17 protein-coding genes and 1 pseudogene are annotated in these 19,400 nt (G+C 60.2%); 11 read left to right on the forward strand and 7 right to left on the reverse strand.

Translation table 11 applies throughout. The features are described 5' to 3' along the window. Positions 1-1,948, reverse strand: a 1,948-nt coding sequence (locus ACO9S2_RS00005) for a beta-propeller fold lactonase family protein (protein ID WP_423719707.1), incomplete at its 3' end; no start/stop codon positions are given. A 1,085-nt stretch (positions 1,949-3,033) separates the two neighbouring features. Here ACO9S2_RS00005 and ACO9S2_RS00010 point away from each other — a divergent pair. Beyond that, a complete protein-coding gene (locus ACO9S2_RS00010) occupies positions 3,034-3,855 on the forward strand; it encodes a cyclase family protein (protein WP_423719708.1) in 822 nt (273 codons plus the stop codon). A 131-nt stretch (positions 3,856-3,986) separates the two neighbouring features. After that, complete coding sequence (locus tag ACO9S2_RS00015) at positions 3,987-4,484, forward strand: hypothetical protein (protein ID WP_423719709.1); 498 nt, start codon at positions 3,987-3,989, stop codon at positions 4,482-4,484. Positions 4,485-4,597: 113 nt separating this feature from the next. Here the strand turns inward: ACO9S2_RS00015 and ACO9S2_RS00020 are convergent, their stop codons facing one another. Continuing rightward, positions 4,598-5,074 (reverse strand): DUF5069 domain-containing protein, encoded by a 477-nt coding sequence (locus ACO9S2_RS00020; RefSeq protein WP_423719710.1) that lies wholly within the window; start codon positions 5,072-5,074, stop codon positions 4,598-4,600. Between the two features lie 255 nt (positions 5,075-5,329). Here ACO9S2_RS00020 and ACO9S2_RS00025 point away from each other — a divergent pair, with 255 nt between their 5' ends. Next, entirely contained in the window at positions 5,330-6,295 is a 966-nt protein-coding gene (locus tag ACO9S2_RS00025) for an alpha/beta fold hydrolase (protein ID WP_423719711.1), read from the forward strand. Positions 6,296-6,630: 335 nt separating this feature from the next. Here the strand turns inward: ACO9S2_RS00025 and ACO9S2_RS00030 are convergent, their stop codons facing one another. After that, positions 6,631-8,736, reverse strand: a complete 2,106-nt coding sequence (locus ACO9S2_RS00030; protein WP_423719712.1) for a PQQ-dependent sugar dehydrogenase — start codon at positions 8,734-8,736, stop codon at positions 6,631-6,633. Positions 8,737-9,168: 432 nt separating this feature from the next. Further along, positions 9,169-9,420 carry a hypothetical protein gene (locus ACO9S2_RS00035; RefSeq protein WP_423719713.1) on the reverse strand — a complete coding sequence of 84 codons (252 nt, stop codon included), beginning with the start codon at positions 9,418-9,420 and terminating at the stop codon, positions 9,169-9,171. Between the two features lie 599 nt (positions 9,421-10,019). On the opposite strand from ACO9S2_RS00035, the gene ACO9S2_RS00040 reads away from it, so the two are divergent. Next, positions 10,020-10,319 (forward strand): hypothetical protein, encoded by a 300-nt coding sequence (locus ACO9S2_RS00040; RefSeq protein ID WP_423719714.1) that lies wholly within the window; start codon positions 10,020-10,022, stop codon positions 10,317-10,319. A 159-nt stretch (positions 10,320-10,478) separates the two neighbouring features. On the opposite strand, the gene ACO9S2_RS00045 is transcribed toward ACO9S2_RS00040, so the two are convergent. Further along, complete coding sequence (locus tag ACO9S2_RS00045; protein WP_423719715.1) at positions 10,479-11,075, reverse strand: Tll0287-like domain-containing protein; 597 nt, start codon at positions 11,073-11,075, stop codon at positions 10,479-10,481. A 208-nt stretch (positions 11,076-11,283) separates the two neighbouring features. Between ACO9S2_RS00045 and ACO9S2_RS00050 the strand changes: the two genes are divergently transcribed. Both ACO9S2_RS00050 and ACO9S2_RS00055 read left to right on the forward strand, forming a co-directional pair. Beyond that, positions 11,284-11,622, forward strand: coding sequence for a YajD family HNH nuclease (locus tag ACO9S2_RS00050; RefSeq protein ID WP_423719716.1), 339 nt, complete (start codon positions 11,284-11,286; stop codon positions 11,620-11,622). A gap of 689 nt (positions 11,623-12,311) precedes the next feature. Next, positions 12,312-13,511, forward strand: coding sequence for an MFS transporter (locus ACO9S2_RS00055; RefSeq protein WP_423719717.1), 1,200 nt, complete (start codon positions 12,312-12,314; stop codon positions 13,509-13,511). 81 nt (positions 13,512-13,592) lie between these two features. On the opposite strand, the gene ACO9S2_RS00060 is transcribed toward ACO9S2_RS00055, so the two are convergent. Beyond that, complete coding sequence (locus ACO9S2_RS00060) at positions 13,593-13,838, reverse strand: DUF2630 family protein (RefSeq protein WP_423719718.1); 246 nt, start codon at positions 13,836-13,838, stop codon at positions 13,593-13,595. Between the two features lie 389 nt (positions 13,839-14,227). On the opposite strand from ACO9S2_RS00060, the gene ACO9S2_RS00065 reads away from it, so the two are divergent. Continuing rightward, a complete protein-coding gene (locus ACO9S2_RS00065; RefSeq protein WP_423719719.1) occupies positions 14,228-14,983 on the forward strand; it encodes an FRG domain-containing protein in 756 nt (251 codons plus the stop codon). A gap of 261 nt (positions 14,984-15,244) precedes the next feature. Here ACO9S2_RS00065 and ACO9S2_RS00070 read toward each other — a convergent pair whose 3' ends face one another. Then, entirely contained in the window at positions 15,245-16,066 is an 822-nt protein-coding gene (locus tag ACO9S2_RS00070) for a class I SAM-dependent methyltransferase (RefSeq protein ID WP_423719720.1), read from the reverse strand. Between the two features lie 202 nt (positions 16,067-16,268). On the opposite strand from ACO9S2_RS00070, the gene ACO9S2_RS00075 reads away from it, so the two are divergent. From ACO9S2_RS00075 to ACO9S2_RS00090, 4 genes and pseudogenes are all read left to right on the forward strand, one after another. Next, on the forward strand, positions 16,269-17,261 hold the full coding sequence (locus tag ACO9S2_RS00075; protein ID WP_423719721.1) for an AraC family transcriptional regulator: 993 nt from the start codon (positions 16,269-16,271) through the stop codon (positions 17,259-17,261). 213 nt (positions 17,262-17,474) lie between these two features. Continuing rightward, the gene (locus tag ACO9S2_RS00080; protein ID WP_423719722.1) at positions 17,475-17,984 is read left to right on the forward strand and encodes a monooxygenase family protein; all 510 of its coding nucleotides are present in this window, start codon (positions 17,475-17,477) and stop codon (positions 17,982-17,984) included. A gap of 177 nt (positions 17,985-18,161) precedes the next feature. Then, the gene (locus ACO9S2_RS00085; RefSeq protein ID WP_423719723.1) at positions 18,162-18,548 is read left to right on the forward strand and encodes a hypothetical protein; all 387 of its coding nucleotides are present in this window, start codon (positions 18,162-18,164) and stop codon (positions 18,546-18,548) included. Positions 18,549-18,776: 228 nt separating this feature from the next. After that, positions 18,777-19,055: pseudogene (locus ACO9S2_RS00090) on the forward strand (antibiotic biosynthesis monooxygenase); the annotation flags it as partial. Between the last annotated feature and the right edge of the window lie 345 nt (positions 19,056-19,400).

The raw sequence follows: 19,400 nt of genomic DNA on the forward strand, positions 1-19,400 counted from the left end.
GCGCCCCCGTTGCGCTATTGATCGTGTACGCCGAAACGTCGTTGGAGCTTTGGTTCGCCACATAGGCCCACCGCCCGGTGGGGTCCACCGTGACCGAACTCGGCGCCGTCCCCGCCGCCACCGGACTACCCACCGCCGTCAACACCCCCGTCGTACTATTGATCGTGTACGCCAAAACGTCGTTGGAGCTTTGGTTTGCCACATAGGCCCACCGCCCGGTGGGGTCCACCGTGACCGAACTCGGCGCCGTCCCCGCCGCCACCGGACTGCCCACCGCCGTCAACGCCCCATTGATCGGATTAATGCTAAAGACCGACACATTGTTGGAGAGCTCATTCGCCACATAGGCAAACCGTCCGCTCGGGTCCACCGTGACACTCCGCGGCGTTGTCCCCGCCGCCACCGGACTACCCATTGCCGTCAGCGCTCCCGTCGCACTATTGATCGTGTACGCCGACACGGCATTGCCAGCGGTCACAAAGACAAACCGTCCGCTTGGGTCCACCGTGACACTCCGCGGCGTCGTCCCCGCCGCCACCTGACTGCCCACAGCCGTCAGCGCTCCCGTCGTGCCGTCGATCGTGTATGCCGACACGCTGTCGTCGCCGGCATTCGCCACATAGGCAAACCGCCCCTTCAGATCCACCGTCACACTCAGGGGAATCGTCCCCGCTGCAAACGGACTGCCCGCCACGGCGGACAGCGCCCCCGTCGTGCCGTTGATCGTATACGCTGAGATGTTGTTGGTGTTCTGATTCGCCACATAGGCAAACGTTGATGTGAACTGCACCGGTGCCGTACCGTGCACGATCGCAAGCCCGCCGGGACGACTCCGCGTCGCAACCGTTGCCAAACTCGCCAGGGGGGTGAGTGCCCCCGTGTCCCGATTGATCGAGTATGCCGACAGGGTGTTGGCGCCATGGTTCACCACATACGCAAACGCCCCACCGCGGTCCACGCTGACAAAGAGGGGGTTCGTGCCCGTCGCCACCGTGCTGCTCGCGACCTCCCTCAAAATCCCGGTGGGACTGGCGATCGGAAACACCGACACAGTATTGTCGCCATAGTTCACCACATACGCGAAGTGCCCGCTCGGATGCACCGTCACCCCCCGCGGATCACTCCCCGCCGACACAGTTCCAGTTCCGATGGCCGTGAGCGCCCCCGTGGTTCCATTGATCGCAAACATCGACACGTTGTTGGAACCGCTGTTCGCCGCATAGGCGAACTGGCCCTTCGAGTCCATCGCAATAACGGTAGGATTTGTCCCGCTCGCAAACGGACTCCCGTTCACCGCCGTCAGCGCTCCCGTCGTACCATTAATCGTGTAGGCCGAGACCCCATTGCCAGTCGTCACATAGGCGAACCGCCCTCTCGGCTCCACCGTGATGAACGTTGGGCTTGCCCCGGTCGCAAACGGACTCCCGTTCACCACCGCCAGCGCTCCCGTGGTGCTATCAATCGTGTAGGCAGAGACCCCGTTGCCAGCGGTCACATACACGAACCGCCCCCCCGGACCCACGGTCACGGAGGTGGTGAGAGCGCCAGCCCCCACTGGACTGCCCACCGCCGTCAGCGCTCCCGTCGTGCTATCAATTGTGTAGGCCGAGACGCCGTTGCCGGCCGTTACATAGGCAAACCGCCCCCTCGGATCTACCGTCACGAAGGTGGGGGACGTGGGCCCCAGGCTGTACCCCATCGAGCGCAATTGCCCGCTGGAAGCCTCGACGGCATAAATCGAAATCGTGTTGTCGCCTTCGTTCAGGGCATACGCAAACCGCGGCTCCGTGCCGATCTCCGACTCCGCAGTAGGGCTGCCGGGGCCTCCGCCTGCCCCACTGGTCCCGTCCGTTGCACCGGGCACACAAGCTGCCAGTGAAAGACACAGGATGCCCACCGCCGCGAGCATCAGGCATGACACGACGCCGTACCAGACCAGCCGATGCATAGTACGGTCATGATACCTTAGGAACAAACACTCCCTGGCCTCCATGGAGCCCTCCTTCAGCAGGTCCCTCTGCACTACGCAGCGAATAAGCCGGTGACATTGAGCAACCCTCTGTCCCGGCATATCGCAATCTCACAGCGCGGATGCGTTGGAAGCAGGAAGTGATGGTGCAAACCCCTCCTGCAACGATTCCCTTCAACCGGCTCAGTTGTCTTATCGCGGCAATTTGACGGCGACCGACCCCAAACGAGATCATCGATCATCTCGATAATTCCCGGTTGTGACGGATGGGTAAGCTTGAATGGCTCATTCTTGTTCGGAAGGCGCTCGCACGGGGGTCTTCCGTCAGACAGTCAGGACAGCAGCTGTAGGCGAAGACGGTGTCCAGCGGCCTCAGCCCGCGCGAAACCATGTGGCTCGTCATCTCCTGCCACAGTCCCTCGCCAACCCCGGTCCCTTCATCCTGACGGACCTTCTCGCAGAAGCAGCAAATCGGCAGTATCTCTTTCATCTACACCTCCATCCTGCAGTTCATTGGTGAATTTCCCCGTGTCCTCCTTAAGTATCCGCGAAGGGTCATGCATTCGGACAGGAAGGATTGATGCCCCGCGCGTGATAGTTCCGGCTTACGGCGAAATCTCCGCGCATGAGCGGTGTACCCACGCACTTTCAGCCACTTCAGAGCGAGTTCTATCCGACCGGCCTGAGCCGTGCTATCGGTAAAGCGTCGATTCTGCTGTCGTGGTTTGTACGACAAGAAGAACAGCGGAAATTCAGGGTCAGGATGATGGGCAGCACTTTAGGAGAAGAATAATGTGTGAAGAGCCATTGCGCACCGCGTGGCGGTCGGTTCGACTGAGTTCACCGCAGGCTGGCTTGCCGAGGAATTCCTCGCCGTCCCCCTGGCCTGAGCCCGGTCGAAGGGCTCTTCCCCCCTTCGCCTCACACCCCGCTCCCCTGCTCCGAGCTTAGTCGAGGGACCATCGTCTCCGGAGTAATGAATCCGCCTCCGCTCTTGCAGTACACTCGCGGCAACTCGCTTGATGAGACTGCCGCCAGAGATCTGAGCAACGAGGGACAATGCCATGGTGAAGGGGTTGATAAATGGGCTCGTGGTGCTGGGGCTGCTGGCTGGTGCGGGATGCCTCGCCGGTCATCCTCGATTCGATCCCCTTGCCTTGGAGCAATCGCGGCTCATCGATCTCACTCATGCATTCGGAGCAGACACGATTGTGTGGCCGACTGAACATGACTTCCGGCTCGTCGTCCAGCAGGAGGGGGAGACGCCTACCGGCTACTACTACGCGTCAAACCGCCTGGAGATGCCCGAACACGGCGGGACCCATATCGATGCCCCCGTTCATTTTGCCAGAGGCGGGCAGAAGCTGGATGAGATTCCGGTCGAACGCCTGCTGGGAGCCGGCGTCCGCATTGACGTCTCGGCTCAATGCGCCCGCGATCGGGATTACCGCGTCACGATCCGGGATTTTGAAGGATGGGAGGCGGCGCATGGACGCATTCCGAACGGGACGATCGTGTTGCTCGACACGGGGTTCGCCCGGTTCTGGCCGTCGCGGCAGGACTATCTGGGCACGGAGCTGAACGGGCCGGAGGGTGTGCGTGCGCTCCATTTCCCCGGTGTACATCCCGAGGCAGCCGCGTGGCTGGTTCGGGAACGACAGATCAAGGCCATCGGGATCGATACCGCGTCAATCGACTATGGTCAATCCACCGGCTTTGAGACGCATGTCGCGCTGCTCTCCCGAAATGTTCCGGTGTTCGAAAATCTCGGGGACCTCCGCGATCTTCCGGCTCTGGGATTCGAGGTGATCGCCCTGCCGATGAAGATTGCCGGCGGAACCGGCGGCCCGCTCCGGATCATCGCGGTGCTCCCTCCTGCGCAGTAAACATCATGCCTTGCAAACCAACATTTCGCGGCGGGAGCCTTGTTTCGCAAAAATGGTGAAGTGGCCATAGACGCAATTTGTTATGTTAATGGCTGCAGGCTAGCGAAGCCATCCGATTAAGGAGAGGCAGATTGGATATTGTTTCCCACGGGCTCTGGGGCGCGATTGCCTTCGGTCGCAAGAGTCGATCGAGTTTTTGGCTGGCGTTCGTGATCGGCCTAGCTCCGGATCTCCTCTCGTTCGGGGTTCTGTGGATGGCAGTCCTGCTCGGTCTTGCAGAGGAACCGGATTTCAGTTTCGGACCACCCCCGGAATCTTCGATCCCTCACTATGTGCACCATTTGTACAATTTCACCCATAGCTTCATCGTGTTCCTCGCCATGTTTCTCCTGATGTGGTTTCTCCTGAAACGAGCGGTGTGGGAACTTTCCGCCTGGGGTCTGCATGTGCTGGTTGACGTCCCCACTCATTCGTATGCCTTCTTCCCGACGCCCGTCCTGTGGCCCCTCTTCGATTGGAAGTTCAACGGCTGGCAATGGACAACACCGCACATTCTCATTCCCAACTTTGTGCTGCTGTCGGTTCTCTATGCTTGGTACTTATCGCAACCCTGTAGATCGAAACAGTAGGCAGAACAAATCCGGGAACCATTTCCCGGCATGTAGCGGGGACCTCGCTCATTTGGTCACTCCGGTTCATCTGGCGTAAGGGGATTGTGTGGCTTGATGAACGGATTGGGTGCTCAGCCGCGCTTGCGCTGCCGCAGCCTTTCCACAATCCAAAAGCCCAGATAGACAGGCGGCATCATCAGACCGTTATAGAACAGCTTCAACAAAGAGGTTCCGACACCCGGCTCTCTTCGTCCCTCATCCGCGTTCCACATGGCGATGAACGGGGCATTGAATCTGCGAAAACGTTTGCCCCATGCCTGAATTTCATCGGCTGACCGCCCGCTCTCGCGGATGAGTGTTTTTGCCACCGCCTCGTCATTCTCCAATCCGCGGAGGAGGTCAAGAACATGACCATCGTTCGTGCGCAGGAACTTCAGGAGCTTGCCATCGGCATAATCGAAGTCACCAAAGAGGTAACTATTCATCAGGTTCCGGCCTTGGCGCTTGCTTTCCAGGGCTTGCCGTCCTTTGTCCAACATGCGAGGCAACCAGATGCATCCCATCAGTTCCGCATTCCACGAACGCGGCATCCAGTTCTCTGTCCCCATAGGATCGCACTCTCCTGAAAGCCAACTGATAGGACCTTGTTGCGATTTGGCGCTCCGTGGTTCAGCCTTGCCACGCCTTCAGCGCGGGTCAGGACGATTGTAGAAACGCCCGGGGGGAAAGAAAAGGGATCGCGAGGGCCAAGCCAACATACGAGGTCAAATGAGCCAGCCTCGTTTTTTGCTTGAATACCAGGCCGGAGCCTATTATCGAGGGCTTGGAGTTTGCCACCAGAGTAGCCGATAGGGGCGGTTCACATGATAACGACAGGGGTTCGCGCTACCGCACTCGTAGCTTTGGGCGCTGCCATTGCCGGGCTGGGGGCGGTAACGTACTCCTATCAGGGAGCTATTCAACAAGCTCGCGACCGCGTAGCGGGCGGGAGCCGGATCGCCCACACATCCTGCGGTCCGATTGAGTACGCGGTTGCCGGCGACGGTCCACCAGTGCTGGTGGTCCATGGCGCCGGCGGAGGATTCGATCAGGGTATGGATCTCGGCGCGCCCCTGGTCGAGCGGGGCTTTCGCGTGATCGCAATGTCCCGCTTCGGGTATCTCCGAACGCCACTGCCTCACGATGCCTCACCGGCCGCGCAGGCCGAGGCGCATGCCTGTCTGTTGGGTACACTCGGGGTCGACCACGTCGCGATCGTCGGAGCGTCGGCTGGCGCGCCATCCTCGTTGCAGTTTGCCCTGCGGCATCCAGGACGCATTACCGCACTCGTGTTGCTTGTCCCGGCGGCCTACGTGCCTCGTCCAGAGGGTGCGCCGGCGGTACACACCCCATCAGGTACGCAGTTTTTGCTCGACACAGCGCTGCGATCCGATTTTCTCCTTTGGGCTGTGAGTACGTTCGCCCGTGAGACAGCCATCCGCACGATTCTGGCGACGCCGCCGGACGCGGTACTCAATGCCTCCGCCGACGAACAGGCCCGCGTCCAGAAGATGCTAGACCACCTCCTGCCGATCTCTCAGCGACGGCTCGGATTGCTGAATGAGGCCGCCGTGATTCCAGGAATCCCGCGCTATGAACTCGAACGGATCCGTGTTCCAACCCTGACCATCAGCTGTGCCGACGACTTATTTGGAACCTACGACGTCGCCCGGTACACCGCCGAGCATGTTCCGGGCGCCGGCTTTGTCGGCTATCCCACCGGGGGCCATCTGTTGGTCGGGCACCAGCACGAGGCGGTGGACGAGATCGTGCGGTTCTTGAAGAAGTAGACGACTACCAGGGCAGATTCAACCGGCTGAGGAAGAGATCAGGTCTGCTCCGCTCCCCTCACCCATTTACCCCAGATCCTCCGGTGTGATCGATACACCGTCGAATTTGCAGGACAGGAAAAGGGGATAGCGGTGACGATACGACCTGCGGCGCCAGTTCCGGCGTGGATTTCAGTGACCGGTTCGCCATCAGGGTCAAACATACGCTGTTCGAACGTTCGGATGCGTATGTAGACTCCTCCTCGGCCAACCTGCAATGGGACTCCTAGACGCCACCCGCGTCTGACAAGTCCTCCGCCCAGGGGCCGCGCCAGCGGGGACCTCTTTCCGTCCGCTCACTGGCAGGCCGTCAGCGAGTCGATCCAGGCGGCTATCACCTGCTCGCCGGCCGCGTCTCGGACAGTGCTCGCGATCGGCGGCATCTGGTACGCGTCGCCGCGGCGCGCCATGCGTGCAAGGAGCACCGAGCGGGCGGAAGCTCCCGGCGCGATGATCCGCGCATCCACGATGCCGAGGTCTCCGGCCGTCGGCGCGACGTTGCAGGCGCCGGTCTGCGCCAGCGGCGTGCTATAGCGCAAATCTATGGCGACCGGCGTGCCACCTTGCGGCCGGTGGCAGTTCGCGCAGTTGGTGTGCAGGTAGCTGCGGGCGCGTTCGGTCTGACTCCGGCTCGTGTCCGCGGGGTCGGCATAGGCCGGCGGATTCGCCCCGACCGGCGGTGACAGGACGTTCACGGCGTTCAGCGTCGTGATCTGGTTCGCCGTGCGGCCCGTCTGCGGGTACAGGTGCTCACCGTTCTGCTGCGCGGTTTCGAGGCCGAGGCTGAAGCCCGCGGCCTGCGTGTGGCACTGCATGCACTGCGCTTCGCTCGGAAAAGTCCAGGTCTGGTTGCCGATGTTGACCACTCCGCCGCCCGTCACGCGCGTGGCATCGGTTTGGGCCTGGTTCCATTGGTACGTGTATCCCACCCAGACGCCGTCGGGGTGGCGCATGAAGAGGCGCGTCTCGATGAGCTGGTTGCCGGTCCGGAAATGCTTGACCAGCACAGTGCCGTTCGGCAGGTTCCAGTCGCCGTTCGCCTGCACTGCAATGTTCCGTCCGTTCGGCAGGCCGATCCAGCGGTCTTTGCTCACGCCGTCTGACCAGAAGGCGGCGTTCGGGCGGTAGGGGATGAGCGACAGCAGCGGCGGCGCGCCGGGGGATGAGGTATTGAGGCAGCCGGTGGCCGAGAGTTGCTGCGGCACATTGTCGTTGCCGCCACCACCGCCGCCCGCCGTGAAAACCAGCCGGTAGATGCGCCCACCGACATAATCCAGGACATAGAGCTCGCCAGCGTTCGACTCCCCGAAGGCCGAGATCGCAAGCGGTCCCGGCGCGCCCGGTGGCACCGTGCCCGGCTGGACGTGCTGCGTCATCGTGTACGTACCGCCGGCACCCGGTGTCAGCGACGCGATCATGCCGCTGCCAAAGTCAGCGAAGATATAGCGACCAAACAGTTCCGTGGTCTGTGAGCCTCGGTAGACGTAGCCGCCCGTAATCGCTTCGCCCAAAGTATGGCTGTATTCGGCCACGGGATCGATCAGCCCCGCGGTCTGGCAGCCGGTTGCCGGCTCGTAGCAGTGCGCGCCCTCGCGGTGGTCCCAGCCATAGTTGCCGCCGCGCGTGAGGATGTCGATTTCTTCCCACGCTCCCTGGCCTACATCGGCGACCCATTGCGTCCCGGTCTGGCGGTCGAAGCTCCAGCGCCAGGGGTTGCGCAGGCCGAGCGCGTAGATCTCCGGGCAGTTCTGGGTGCCGGTGCCGTCGGCGTTACAGCGCGGATTCCCGGCGAAGGGATTATCGGCGGGAATCCCGTAGGGCTGTCCGCCGGGCTGCGAATTAACGTCGATGCGCAGCATCTTGCCGAGCAGCCGCATCGGGTTCTCCGCGTTTTCCTGCGGATCGCCACCGCCGCCGCCGTCGCCTAGCCCGAGGTAAAGGAACCCGTCCGAGCCGAAATTGAGCTGGCCGCCGTTGTGGTTGTCGGCCGGTTTGTTGACCGTGAACAGGGCTCGCTCGGAATTCGGCGCCAGCGTGAGCCCCCCGTCGGAACTCGTGAATTCGGAAGTGACCGAGCGCAAGGGGGTGGAACGGTCGATGTAGTTGACGTAGGTGCGCCTGTTACCGGCAAAATTCGGGTGGAACGCGAGGCCCAGCAGACCCGCCTCGGACTGGCCAAGCTGCAGCACCAGATCCCGGATGTCGAGGAACACTTGCATCTCCGCCATGGTCACGGTGGGGCGGTTGGGGAACACGCGGATGATGCCGTCCTGTTCGAGCACGAACCAGCGACTGTTGTCCCCCGGCGCCTGCAGCATCGCCACCGGCCTGGTGAAGCTCAAGTTGGGAAAGACCCGCTCCACCGACACCGTCGATGTGCCGGTCGAGCGTGCCGGCGCCACGCAGGCCGTGTTACTGGGACGCTGATCCAGCCCCGAGCCGGCTAACGAAACCGGTGGAGGGGGACTGTCGCCGCCTCCCCCGCCGCTACAGGCGAGCAGAAAAGCCAGAAGGACTGCAGGTCCGAGTGTACCGGTCGCAAGTCGCAAATCCATAGCTACCGCTCCCTGTGTGAGAATTCCGATTAATGTACGTTATTACAACAGGTCGCGCTATAACCCCATAGCAGGGTGGTGCGGCTCCTCCGTCGCCACCGCCTCACACCGCCCCGATATACTCTCTCTTCATACGGTTAGTGATTTCTCTTCCGGTGTATCGCAGCCTCTTAGCGCGGCTGCTTTGGTAGCAGGAAGTCACTTGTCCGTATCCCTGTCCGTGTTCTGCCTGTTCTATCCAGCGCTTTGCCGGCGACCGCTCGAAGACGAGATCATCAATCATCTCGATAATTCCCGGTTGTCGCAGATGGATGAGCCTGACTGGCTCCCTCTTGCCCGAAAGGCGCTCGCTTGGGGGTCATCCGTCAGGCAATCAGGACAGCAGCCGTAAGCAAAGATGGTGGTTTGCGTCCTCAGCCCGCGCAACACCATGTCGGGCTTCATCTCCTGCCACAACCCCTCGCCGGCCCCGGTTCCTTCGTCGTCACGGGCTTTCTCGCAGATGCAGCAAATGGGCAATATCGGTTTCACCCATGCCTCCATCCGGCGGTTGAATCTCCCCGTCTCCCCACCTAGGCCTCCACGAACGGTCCTGAGTCCGGACCGGAATGATTGATGGTCTGTGCGTGATACTTCGTGCCCGTTGCAGGATCTTCACGCATGGGCAGCGTGATCACTCACCATATCATCCTCATGAGGTGCGAGTTCTGCACGACAGGGGGAAGCTGGGCTATCGAACTGGCTTGGTTCTGATGTCGTGGTTTGTGCGACAAAAAGACAGGAGCAGAGGACCGACCAGGGCGCAGGGCTCGCGTCTGGCTGGGGTGCCTGCAAAGGCAAGAGGAGGATACAAAGGAGGCCTTCTGAATTTCTCGGCCTGCGGGGGGAGCCGGCCTATCGAACCTCTTCAGTCTGTGTCGTGTGTGGTTCGCCGAACGAAAGCGCCAAGACCGACCCTTGCACCAGATAGACCGCCTCTGAATCGTCCTCCCTTCACGCAGGGATCGAGCTGGCCGACCCTCAGCTGAAACCCTTCCCTCTCGGCCCCCCGATTGACGAACTCATCAAACAGGCGTTTGATGGAAGCATGGTTCTCGGTCGGAATCGTTGGGAGCGGAAAGGAGGCACGTATGACCAATGAAGAAAAGGTGAAGGCGATCGGTCCGTGGATTAACCCGGAAGAACGGGTGACCGTGCATTTCCTCGACGAGTCGGACTTGAATGCGGAAGTGACCGGCTGCAACGCCGAGTTAGTGGACCTCTCAATCGAAACCCGCGTACCGCACTTCAAACAACGCATCTCCGTGGCCCTGCGCCGTACTGAGGTTTCGGAAGATCTCTCCCATTACACCCGGGATCCTGACCGGCCGCTGAAACACCGCCGATTGATGCTGGTCATCGCTGACAAGCGGCCGCCTATCGTCTATTGATGCGGAAGAGGGCAGGAACATCCGGATCCGCTCCATACAATGCAGCAGGAGGCGTCAGGGTTTGCACGCACCCGATTCCCGTCGCATGACGGTCTTGCGCTCTTCTCAGTCGCCCTTCTCACGATTTCTGAGGGTAGGTCCCTCTACACTCGGCCTTGCCTATCGGGGGAGTGGAATTGTCAGCAGAATCCCGCCCATCACATCTTGCGGCTTGAAATCCTTCTTCGGGCTGTCAGGGTGCGCATTGTGACACCCCACACACGACTGCGATACCGCTTTATCGGCATAGAGTGCTTGGAAGACCGGAGCTCCACCCTCCGTCGTCACGGCTGTGTACGGTTGATCAGAATTCACGAGGATCTCCGTCAAGCCGGCTCGCTCGAAATCGGTGGATGGCCTATTCTTTTTGTTGATCGGCCAATTGCTGATCAGCCGATACCGCAGCCCACCCCGTTCTGCAGCCATAAGCCGCCCTGTTTCGATCAAGAATTGGGCCGGTAGCGGGAGTCGGGCGGTCTCTCTCCAGTTTTCCGAGGCGAAGACGATACCCCGCATCTGCATCCGCTCCACTATGTCCGTGGTGTAAAACGTTCGGTCTGCCTGGATCACACTATGCACATAACCGGCGACCGTTTCGGCTGGTATACACGTGGACGGCGCTGCCGCCCTACCTGCGGCCGCGAGAACCCACTGGCCGAACAGGGACGTCGCGATTATTCCAACAGCGAGACCTATCCAAAACCCTTTACCGTTCATGATGGGTTCTCCTTTCCCCTTTCACTGGTCATTTCCGTCACTCCCCCCTCAAAACCATACGCTGAAGAACTTGATAAATCGAGAGGAGCGGTGAGGGCTTTGAACGATGAGCGCCGCCGGAAACCATTCCGCGGCGTGGAACGGGATTTCGTGTCAGACTTGTTGTAGAATCAGTCAGTAAGAAGTCGCCCTCTTCACGGAGGCTCGCATGGCACGGAGCAACCAGCCTCAGCGGGGACAGACGTATCGTGAGCGCGCGCTCAGAATACTGCCATGGATTTGCGCGCACTGTGGACGGGAATTTGACGGCAGGAAGCTGAGCCAGCTCACAGTCCATCACAAGGACCACAACCACCACAACAATCCGCCCGACGGGAGCAACTGGGAGTTGCTCTGTCTCTACTGTCATGACAATGAGCACCAGCGGTATCTGCTGGCTGACGCCTCTGGTGACGCGCCACCGAGCCGCGAGCATGATCCACCTTCGACCTTCACGCCCTTCGCCCACCTCGCGGACTTGCTCAAGCGCAAACAGGCAGCCTCATGAAACAGCGCCAGGCGCCTTCGCGGCGCGCGGCGGTGCGGCAGCCCACTCGTCATTCGTGACGCGTCATTCGCCGTTCACCTCCAAGGCCCCGGCATAATACCCAACCTCGCAATCCCAAAATCATCTACGACGGCGAGAACCTTTCGGAAGAGGACGGCAGGGGCATGAATGAACATCCGGCTCAAGCGCGCGCGCAAGCCAACTGGCTCCCAGATCTCCTAAATCTTGGCCGGACAACGAGATATACCGTTCAACCCGTTGTGCTCTTTCCCGGATGGTGGATAGAGAGTCTGGCGTCGAAACAAAAGCGAGATGTGCGGGTTCACAATGACAAGACACTTCTACACGTTCTAGACTATGAACCTGCAACCCTCCCTCCTGATGCCGTGGATGCTGCTGCCAACCGGATAGTGCAACGTAGCCAGCTTGCAGGAACCCCGCACGGAGCCGTTGCTTGATCTTCCAGCTCTTCTGAACCGGTGGAACAACACTAGGACTCTGAACTATTTAGCGACGCGTGCCTTCCCTCGCCTCCCCTTCCATCCGTATCATGTTGATCGAACACAACCTTCGCCGTTCAATACACGGGGGTGCTATGCTCAGGGCGCCTCATACCAAGTAGAATAACCCGCTTTCTTTGCCTGCGTCGCCTCTTAGGTTGCACAGCGGCCTCAGAAAGGGTCTGCACGATGATGCGTGTGCCACAAGTGGACCGCTCCCTGCGCGACATTCCCTCGGGAATCTGGGTGTTAGGGTTTGTCAGCTTGCTGATGGATATCTCGTCTGAAATGATCCATAGCCTGCTCCCCTTGTTCATGGTCACGATCCTGGGAGCCAGCACGATGGCGGTCGGCCTGGTTGAAGGCCTCGCCGAGTCGCTGGCGCTGGTCGTCAAAGTCTTTTCAGGCACGCTGAGTGACTACCTGGGCAAACGGAAGGGGCTCGCCTTGTTTGGCTATGCCTTGGGTGCCTTCACCAAGCCTCTCTTTGCCGTCGCCTCCGGCATTGACCTCGTCTTGAGCGCTCGTCTGCTGGATCGACTGGGAAAAGGAGTGCGGGGCGCACCACGAGATGCCTTGGTTGCGGATCTTGCCCCGCCGCAGCTCCGTGGTGCCGCCTTCGGCTTACGCCAGTCTCTCGATACGGTTGGAGCGTTCCTTGGCCCCTTGCTCGCGGTCGGATTGATGTGGATTTGGGCCAATGATTTTCGGGCCGTGTTTTGGGTGGCGGTCTTGCCTGGACTGATGGCCGTGGCGCTCTTGCTATTCGGTATCCATGAGCCCGAACATCGGCAGACATCCAACAACACGAATCCCATCCGGTGGGACAATCTGACCCGTTTAGGGTCAGCCTATTGGTGGGTAGTGGGGATCGGAGCCATTTTCACACTGGCCCGGTTCAGCGAAGCTTTTTTGGTTCTCCGCGCTCAGCGTGGGGGAATTCCCATCGTTCTGGTCCCCCTCGTCATGGTCGCGATGAATCTGATCTATGCCCTCTCGGCCTATCCGTTCGGCAAGCTTTCCGACCGGATGAGTCACATGAGGTTGCTCTCGCTTGGCCTTCTGGTTCTGATTGCGGCCGACATGGTCTTGGCGGTGAACGATCACTGGGGCGTGGTCGTATTGGGCGTCGGGTTGTGGGGGCTTCATATAGGCATGACGCAAGGTTTGCTCGCCACCATGGTCGCCGACACGGCACCTGCCGATCTGCGCGGAACGGCCTATGGCTTCTTCAACCTCGCTAGCGGCCTGGCGATGCTCATTGCCAGCGTGCTCGCAGGATTCCTGTGGGATCAGCTTGGCCCATCATTTACATTCTACGCAGGGGCCGTATTTTGCGGGATCGCTGTCATGGGACTCACCCTTTACCAAGTACAGAACAAGGAATGAGCATCGGACAAGAGAACAACGGTGCCGGGATCCTTCGGGCGGCGCGTGGCGGTTCAGCACCTTCCTCTCTCACCTGAATCCCTACTGCTCATAGTTCTCGACGACCTGGGGCGGGCGCACTTCCGCTTCATCCGGATCAAGACCGACGTCGCGAAGTGCACGTCGCTGGCGCAAGAGGTCCCAGCACTGATCCAGTTCGACCTGGACTTGCGCGAGCCGCTTACGGTCGGCTTTGTGGAGAAGTCCTGTCCCGTGTAATCGGTGTTCCTCTGCGACCAGGCGCTGAATGTAGTTGAGGACCGGCTGATCTTCGTTAGGATTCTCCACGGGAGCCTCCTCAGGCGAGGATGTGATGGGAGCGGTCAGGCTTTGATGCTACGCCCACCGGGAACCCCGGTCAACCGACGCTCTGGCCATCATGATGCCTCCGGCTGCGGTTGCCAGTAGAGAGCACATACGCCCGGAACCATTTACCGTCGTAGGGCCATCCGGATGTCTTTCTCACGAGGCGATCGTCAGATCCCGCTCTTCCGCTTTCTCCCCATATGCGATACGCCATCAGCTCCCAGCTTCCCCCCCCCTCGCCGCCGGAGTAATGGAATCGCCTCTGACTTTGCAGTACACTGGCCCCTTAAAGGTTTCAGCTTTCCGGGCTTCGCTTGCTCCGCTGCGCGGATCCACCCGCTGCAGGCTTAGTAAGGCTCCTAGAGGACACGATGGCAAAACCCTACTTTCCCAAGGTTGACCATGAGGACGGAGTGTCGGAGACGTACCTGAAATCATGGGATCAGTTTCACGACGTCGTCGGAACTCTTCTTAACCACCCGGAGTACATATTCCGGGGGCAGCAAGATGCCCAATGGCAGGTCGAGCCAAGCCTTACACGTTTGCTCGGGACGAAATCGAGAACGAAAACGGTTGGAAAAGAGTATCTGTCGCGGTTTCGGCTATCGCTGCGGGGGCGTCTGGATGATCATCTCCTCTCCACGTTAAACGATAACGAACTTCTGGCCATCGGTCAGCACAATGGTCTTGCCACACCGCTCCTAGATTGGACGACCTCACCCTACGTCGCACTCTTCTTCACGTATGAGCATCCGGATCATCCCAAGCAGAGCGCCTACCGCGCGGTCTATGCGCTGCACGAATCATTTGTTTCGGCTGAATCGCGGTCGATGAAGTCGGGGAAGATCGAGTTCATCAGACCCTCAAGCGGATTCAATCAGCGCCTCGTTCATCAAAACGGCCTTTTCACGAAAAGTCCACCGTTCACGGACATTCAGTGGTGGGTCGAACGTCAGTTCGAGAACGTAGACGAGGCGATTTTCATCAAGATCCATGTACCCAACTCTGATCGGGTGCATTGCCTGAAGGCACTGAACCGAATGAACATCAATAGCGCCAGCCTTTTCCCGGACATCAATGGCTCGTCCCGGTTCTGCAATATGGCGATGGAAATTCCCCAATACTGATCCTGAAAGACAAAGAGGACCGGCAAAGGGAGCGGAGAATGTTCCAACCGGACACTTCATAGTCCGCACCCTTCCGCCTCCCTGTCTCTCCCCGCTCGTCCGAACCGCTCAACATTCATCACTGAATATCCGACACAATCCCCCGACAACCCGCTCCCCCATCGCCTCCGGGGCCTGAGTTTGTAGACGCTTCAGTTCGGTCAGATTGTCATATCGTACCGCCGGTCCCAGCAGGACGGTCGGTCCCTGAATCTGAATCGGTCACGCTCGCAGGCCAATCACTTCCAGATATTCGGCTTGGACTGTCGTACAATCCGTTCCCGCTCGATTGTGAGAAGACCAGAGCGCTTCGAGTTCCCGGCGAAGACGTTCCTGACCATCGACATCAATGGACGCGAACGCCTGATTGGTCGGTCCGTAGTAGAGACGGAAGAGCTCCACGACCTCCGAGGGAGGAAAGGGATAACTGAACGTATAGTGCCGCCTGACCAGGTAAAGATCGGAGAGCCCCCGGCCGAGCCTTTCACGGACCGTAGTTTCGTCCCCCCACAGAACCGGCGAGGGCATCCCGGACGGCGCAATGAATTTCGAGACGGTCTTAAACATCTGTCCGATGAAGCCCTGTGGCGTCCAATTTCCCATGGCAATGGTTCCCCCGGGCACGCACACTCGCAGCAGTTCCTTGGCCACAAGGTCCGGCCGTGGTGCGAACATCGCTCCGATCAAACTCACCACCGTATCGAAGCTCGCATCTTCAAAGGGGAGCGCCTCGGCGTCGGCTTCTTCGAAGCGCGCCTGTACCCCTTCCGCCTGTGCGCGCGCCCGTGCCCGCTCCAACCAATTGCTCGCAATGTCCACGCCGGTCACCTCCAGACCATCCTTCGCGGCCATCAACGCCAGCTGGCCGGAGCCACAGCCCACGTCCAGCAACCGGCATCCCGGAGCGACCTGGAGGCGCTCATAGAACTCTCGCGCGCCGCCTTCCATGTATCGCGAAAAGCGATCGTAGTCGCCGGCCATCCAGATCTTTTTCAGACGGGTTTTCAAACTCTCCACTTCCGGTGAGAGGCCGATAATAGACATGGGTCTCCTCCTTTGTGTGTTCCCGGATTACAGTACGATTCAGCACGCCGCTGAACCACATGGCGCACTGTAGTACGACACGGCGAAAATGCCCTTATCCGGGAGTCTGGTTCTCTTAGCCGGAGCGTGCTAGGCTGCGCTTCTCTTGATCAGGCGTCCGGCTTCTTTTGCCGGCACGCGGTCTCTGCAGCGAGTGACCCGCATGGATGTCCTGTCCGAAGTCCTCAAGGCCGTCACGCTCGACGGTGCCGTGTTCTACAACGGCGAGTTCTCTGCGCCCTGGTGTGCGCGCGAACCAGACTCACGCACGATGGCTTCGTGCCTATCAGTCGACTCCAAGCACGTGATTATTTTCCACCTCATCACCGAGGGATGCGGCTACGCCCGGGTGGAGGGAATCGACCGGCCGGTTCCGCTCAATGCCGGGGACATCGTGGTCTTTCCCCGCGGCGATTCGCACATCATGGGAAACGGGTCGCCGGTTACCCCCATGGAAGGCGCCAGTGAATTGAAACGTGTGCTCTCGGAGGGACTCACGGTCTCGCGCCATGGCGGCGGGGGCGCGCTCACCAGAATCATTTGTGGCTATATGACCTGCGACCCGCACCTCAGCCAGGTCTTCCTCGGGGGATTGCCCCCCATTCTCAAGGTCAACATCCGCAACGACGAATCCGGCCAATGGCTGGAACAGTCCATCCGTCATTCGGTCGATCGTGCGGATGCCTGCAGGCCCGGGGCTGAAGCCGTGCGCGCCAAGTTATCGGAAGTCCTGTTTATTGAAACGCTGCGACGCTACATCGGCCTGCTCCCGCCGAAGCATACTGGATGGCTGGCCGGTGTCCGCGATCCGGAAGTCGGGCAAGCCTTGGCCCTGCTGCATCGGAAGCCGGCCGATCCCTGGACGATTGCCGCGATTGCGAACGAAGTCGGCATTTCGCGCTCCGTCCTGGCTGAACGGTTTCGCCACTACCTCTCGGAGACTCCTATCGCCTACCTCACCCGCTGGCGGCTTCACCTCGGCGCGCAACGGCTCACCACCACGAACAAGAGCGTGGCGGAGATCGCCGCCGACGTCGGCTATGAATCGGAGCCATCCTTCAACCGAGCCTTCAAGCGGGAGTTCGGCTTCCCCCCGGCCCGATTCCGCAGTCAATCGAAAGCCGCCCGCGGCAAGGACAAACCGGGGACTTTCTGAGTTTTTGATGATGCGATGGTTCCCGGACGATTGTTCGCGGGACGGGGCGGTCACAAATTCGTGAAGCGTCGCTCGTGCCAGTGCTCACCCACACTCACGAGATGCGGATTTAGCCCCCCATCCCCCTGGCGTAATGAATACGACGCCGCCTTACAGTAGACGCTTTCTCAACGGACTGATCCATTTGACAGCCGCCGCCGGAGGGCATGAAACATGAAACCAACAGTTGATCGCCGCACAGTCGATTTGTCCGGTTATCCGAACTTAGTGGTCATTTATCTGGGCATGCGGGTCACCAGGCTGACAGGATTGAAAACCCTGTTCGGCTTTGGCCCGCAGATCGCGCAATCGGTTGAAGCCAAGCCCGACGGATTGCTCCTGCACGAGAGTATGTTGTGGTCGCTGTTTCCTCCGCACGTCGGGATGCGCCAGTATTGGCGCGACTTCGAATCCCTGGAATCCTGGGCGCGCTCCGAGCCCCACCGTGCGTGGTGGCAGGGGTTTTTGCGGGACTCGGGGGGAACCGGCTTCTGGCACGAAGCCTACTTCATGGGCGGGGGCATGGAAGCGGTCTATGACGACATGGGCGAAGACATCGGCTTTCTGCGCTTTGCCCCGGCACAGCAGGCCCGGGGAAAAATGTTCTCCGCTCGCAGTCGTGGACGACAGCCCGGGGAACCATCGACCCCGGTTCCGGTTTCCGAGGAGGAATTCTATTCTTGAGGAAGCGACCACTTGCCAGCCCCTCTGGGGGAGCCTGTGGAACCCGGGCTCCAGCTTGTCAGATTCCTGGCTCTGCTGTCTTCCCCGATACACTCCAAGCCATCAGCTATCGGCCCTTCCCATTCCCCTCAAAAGTGATGAAGACGCCTCCGCGTTTGCTGTACACTTGCTCGTTAAATGTCCACGCAGCACACCTTTGCCAAACGCGTCTTCCTGCTCGCCGGGATCTACGGCCTTCTCCTGTTGCTTCCGCAATACTTCATGGAAGGGCAACTCGGCCGGGATTTTCCTCCGCCGCCCAATCATCCCGAGCAGTTTTATGGATTCATCGGTGTGGCACTGGCCTGGCAGATCGCATTTCTGCTGATTGCCCGCGATGTGCAACGCTATCGCCTTTTCATGCTGCCCGCCCTGCTGGAGAAGCTGTCCTTCGGCATCGCCGTGCTCGTGTTGTACGCGCAAGGGCGAGTGGCGCTCATCGTCGTCGGGTTCGGCCTCATCGACCTCGTGCTCGCCGCCCTCTTTCTCCTGGCCTTTCGATCGACTCGAACCGCCGGGCATTGAATCCACAGCCGGGACATGAACGGCCCCAAGCATCCATCTCACCGCGTTGAACCAGCATGCCAGGAATTCTGTCCCGACGCGTGGCGCCGGACGCCCCGCTTGCCTTCCCCTCCGTCACCGCGTCCTCAGCGCTTGCAGAATGATGCATACATATCCGGATGTGCGGTAGACTCGCCGCAGAAAATTGAATCGTTCCTCCTGATCCGGCACACCAGCACCGGAGTTCGCATGCCACACGTGTTGATCATTCATGAAGTCGAGGCCTATCCGGCATGGAAAGCCCTGTTCGGCCACGCGGCGGGCATTAGAAAGACTGCCGGAGAAATCAGCTACCGGCTTCTGCGGGACGAACACGGTGCCAACGCCATCGTCCATTTCTCAGAATGGTCCTCTCTCGACAATGCCCGTCGGTTCTTCGAGTCCCCGGAGTTGGTAGAGGTCAGGAGACGTGCGGGCGTGAAATCGCCTGAATTTATCTACCTGGAAGAGATCGAGCGCGGCATGCTCTGGCCGGATCCAAACCTCCGTGCTATACAGCCGGGCCTGACACCATTTTGCGCCGGGCGGAGGGGGCGGACAAATGTGCGCAAAAAACCCCTTGGACTTCGTCGCCGATCCTGGCAGGATATCCGCCATCGCAAGACAGTCGGGAATTTCCACGGAACCGGATTGTCCGGAAAGCGGTCTCGATTGGCGCCGGGCGTTTCACCCGTCACGCCGCAAAAAGGGGGGGCAATGCCGGAACCGAAGGATCAAATTGTGGCAGCCATCGTCAAAGCTCGTGCGGAGCTGGAGGACGCGCTGTTTGAACTCGAGAAGCTGCCGGCGATCAGCCAGAGTTCCGTCTTCTTT

The sequence above is a fragment of the Nitrospira sp. NS4 genome, assembly GCF_049546785.1.
In the GTDB taxonomy this organism is placed as follows: Bacteria; Nitrospirota; Nitrospiria; order Nitrospirales; family Nitrospiraceae; genus Nitrospira_D.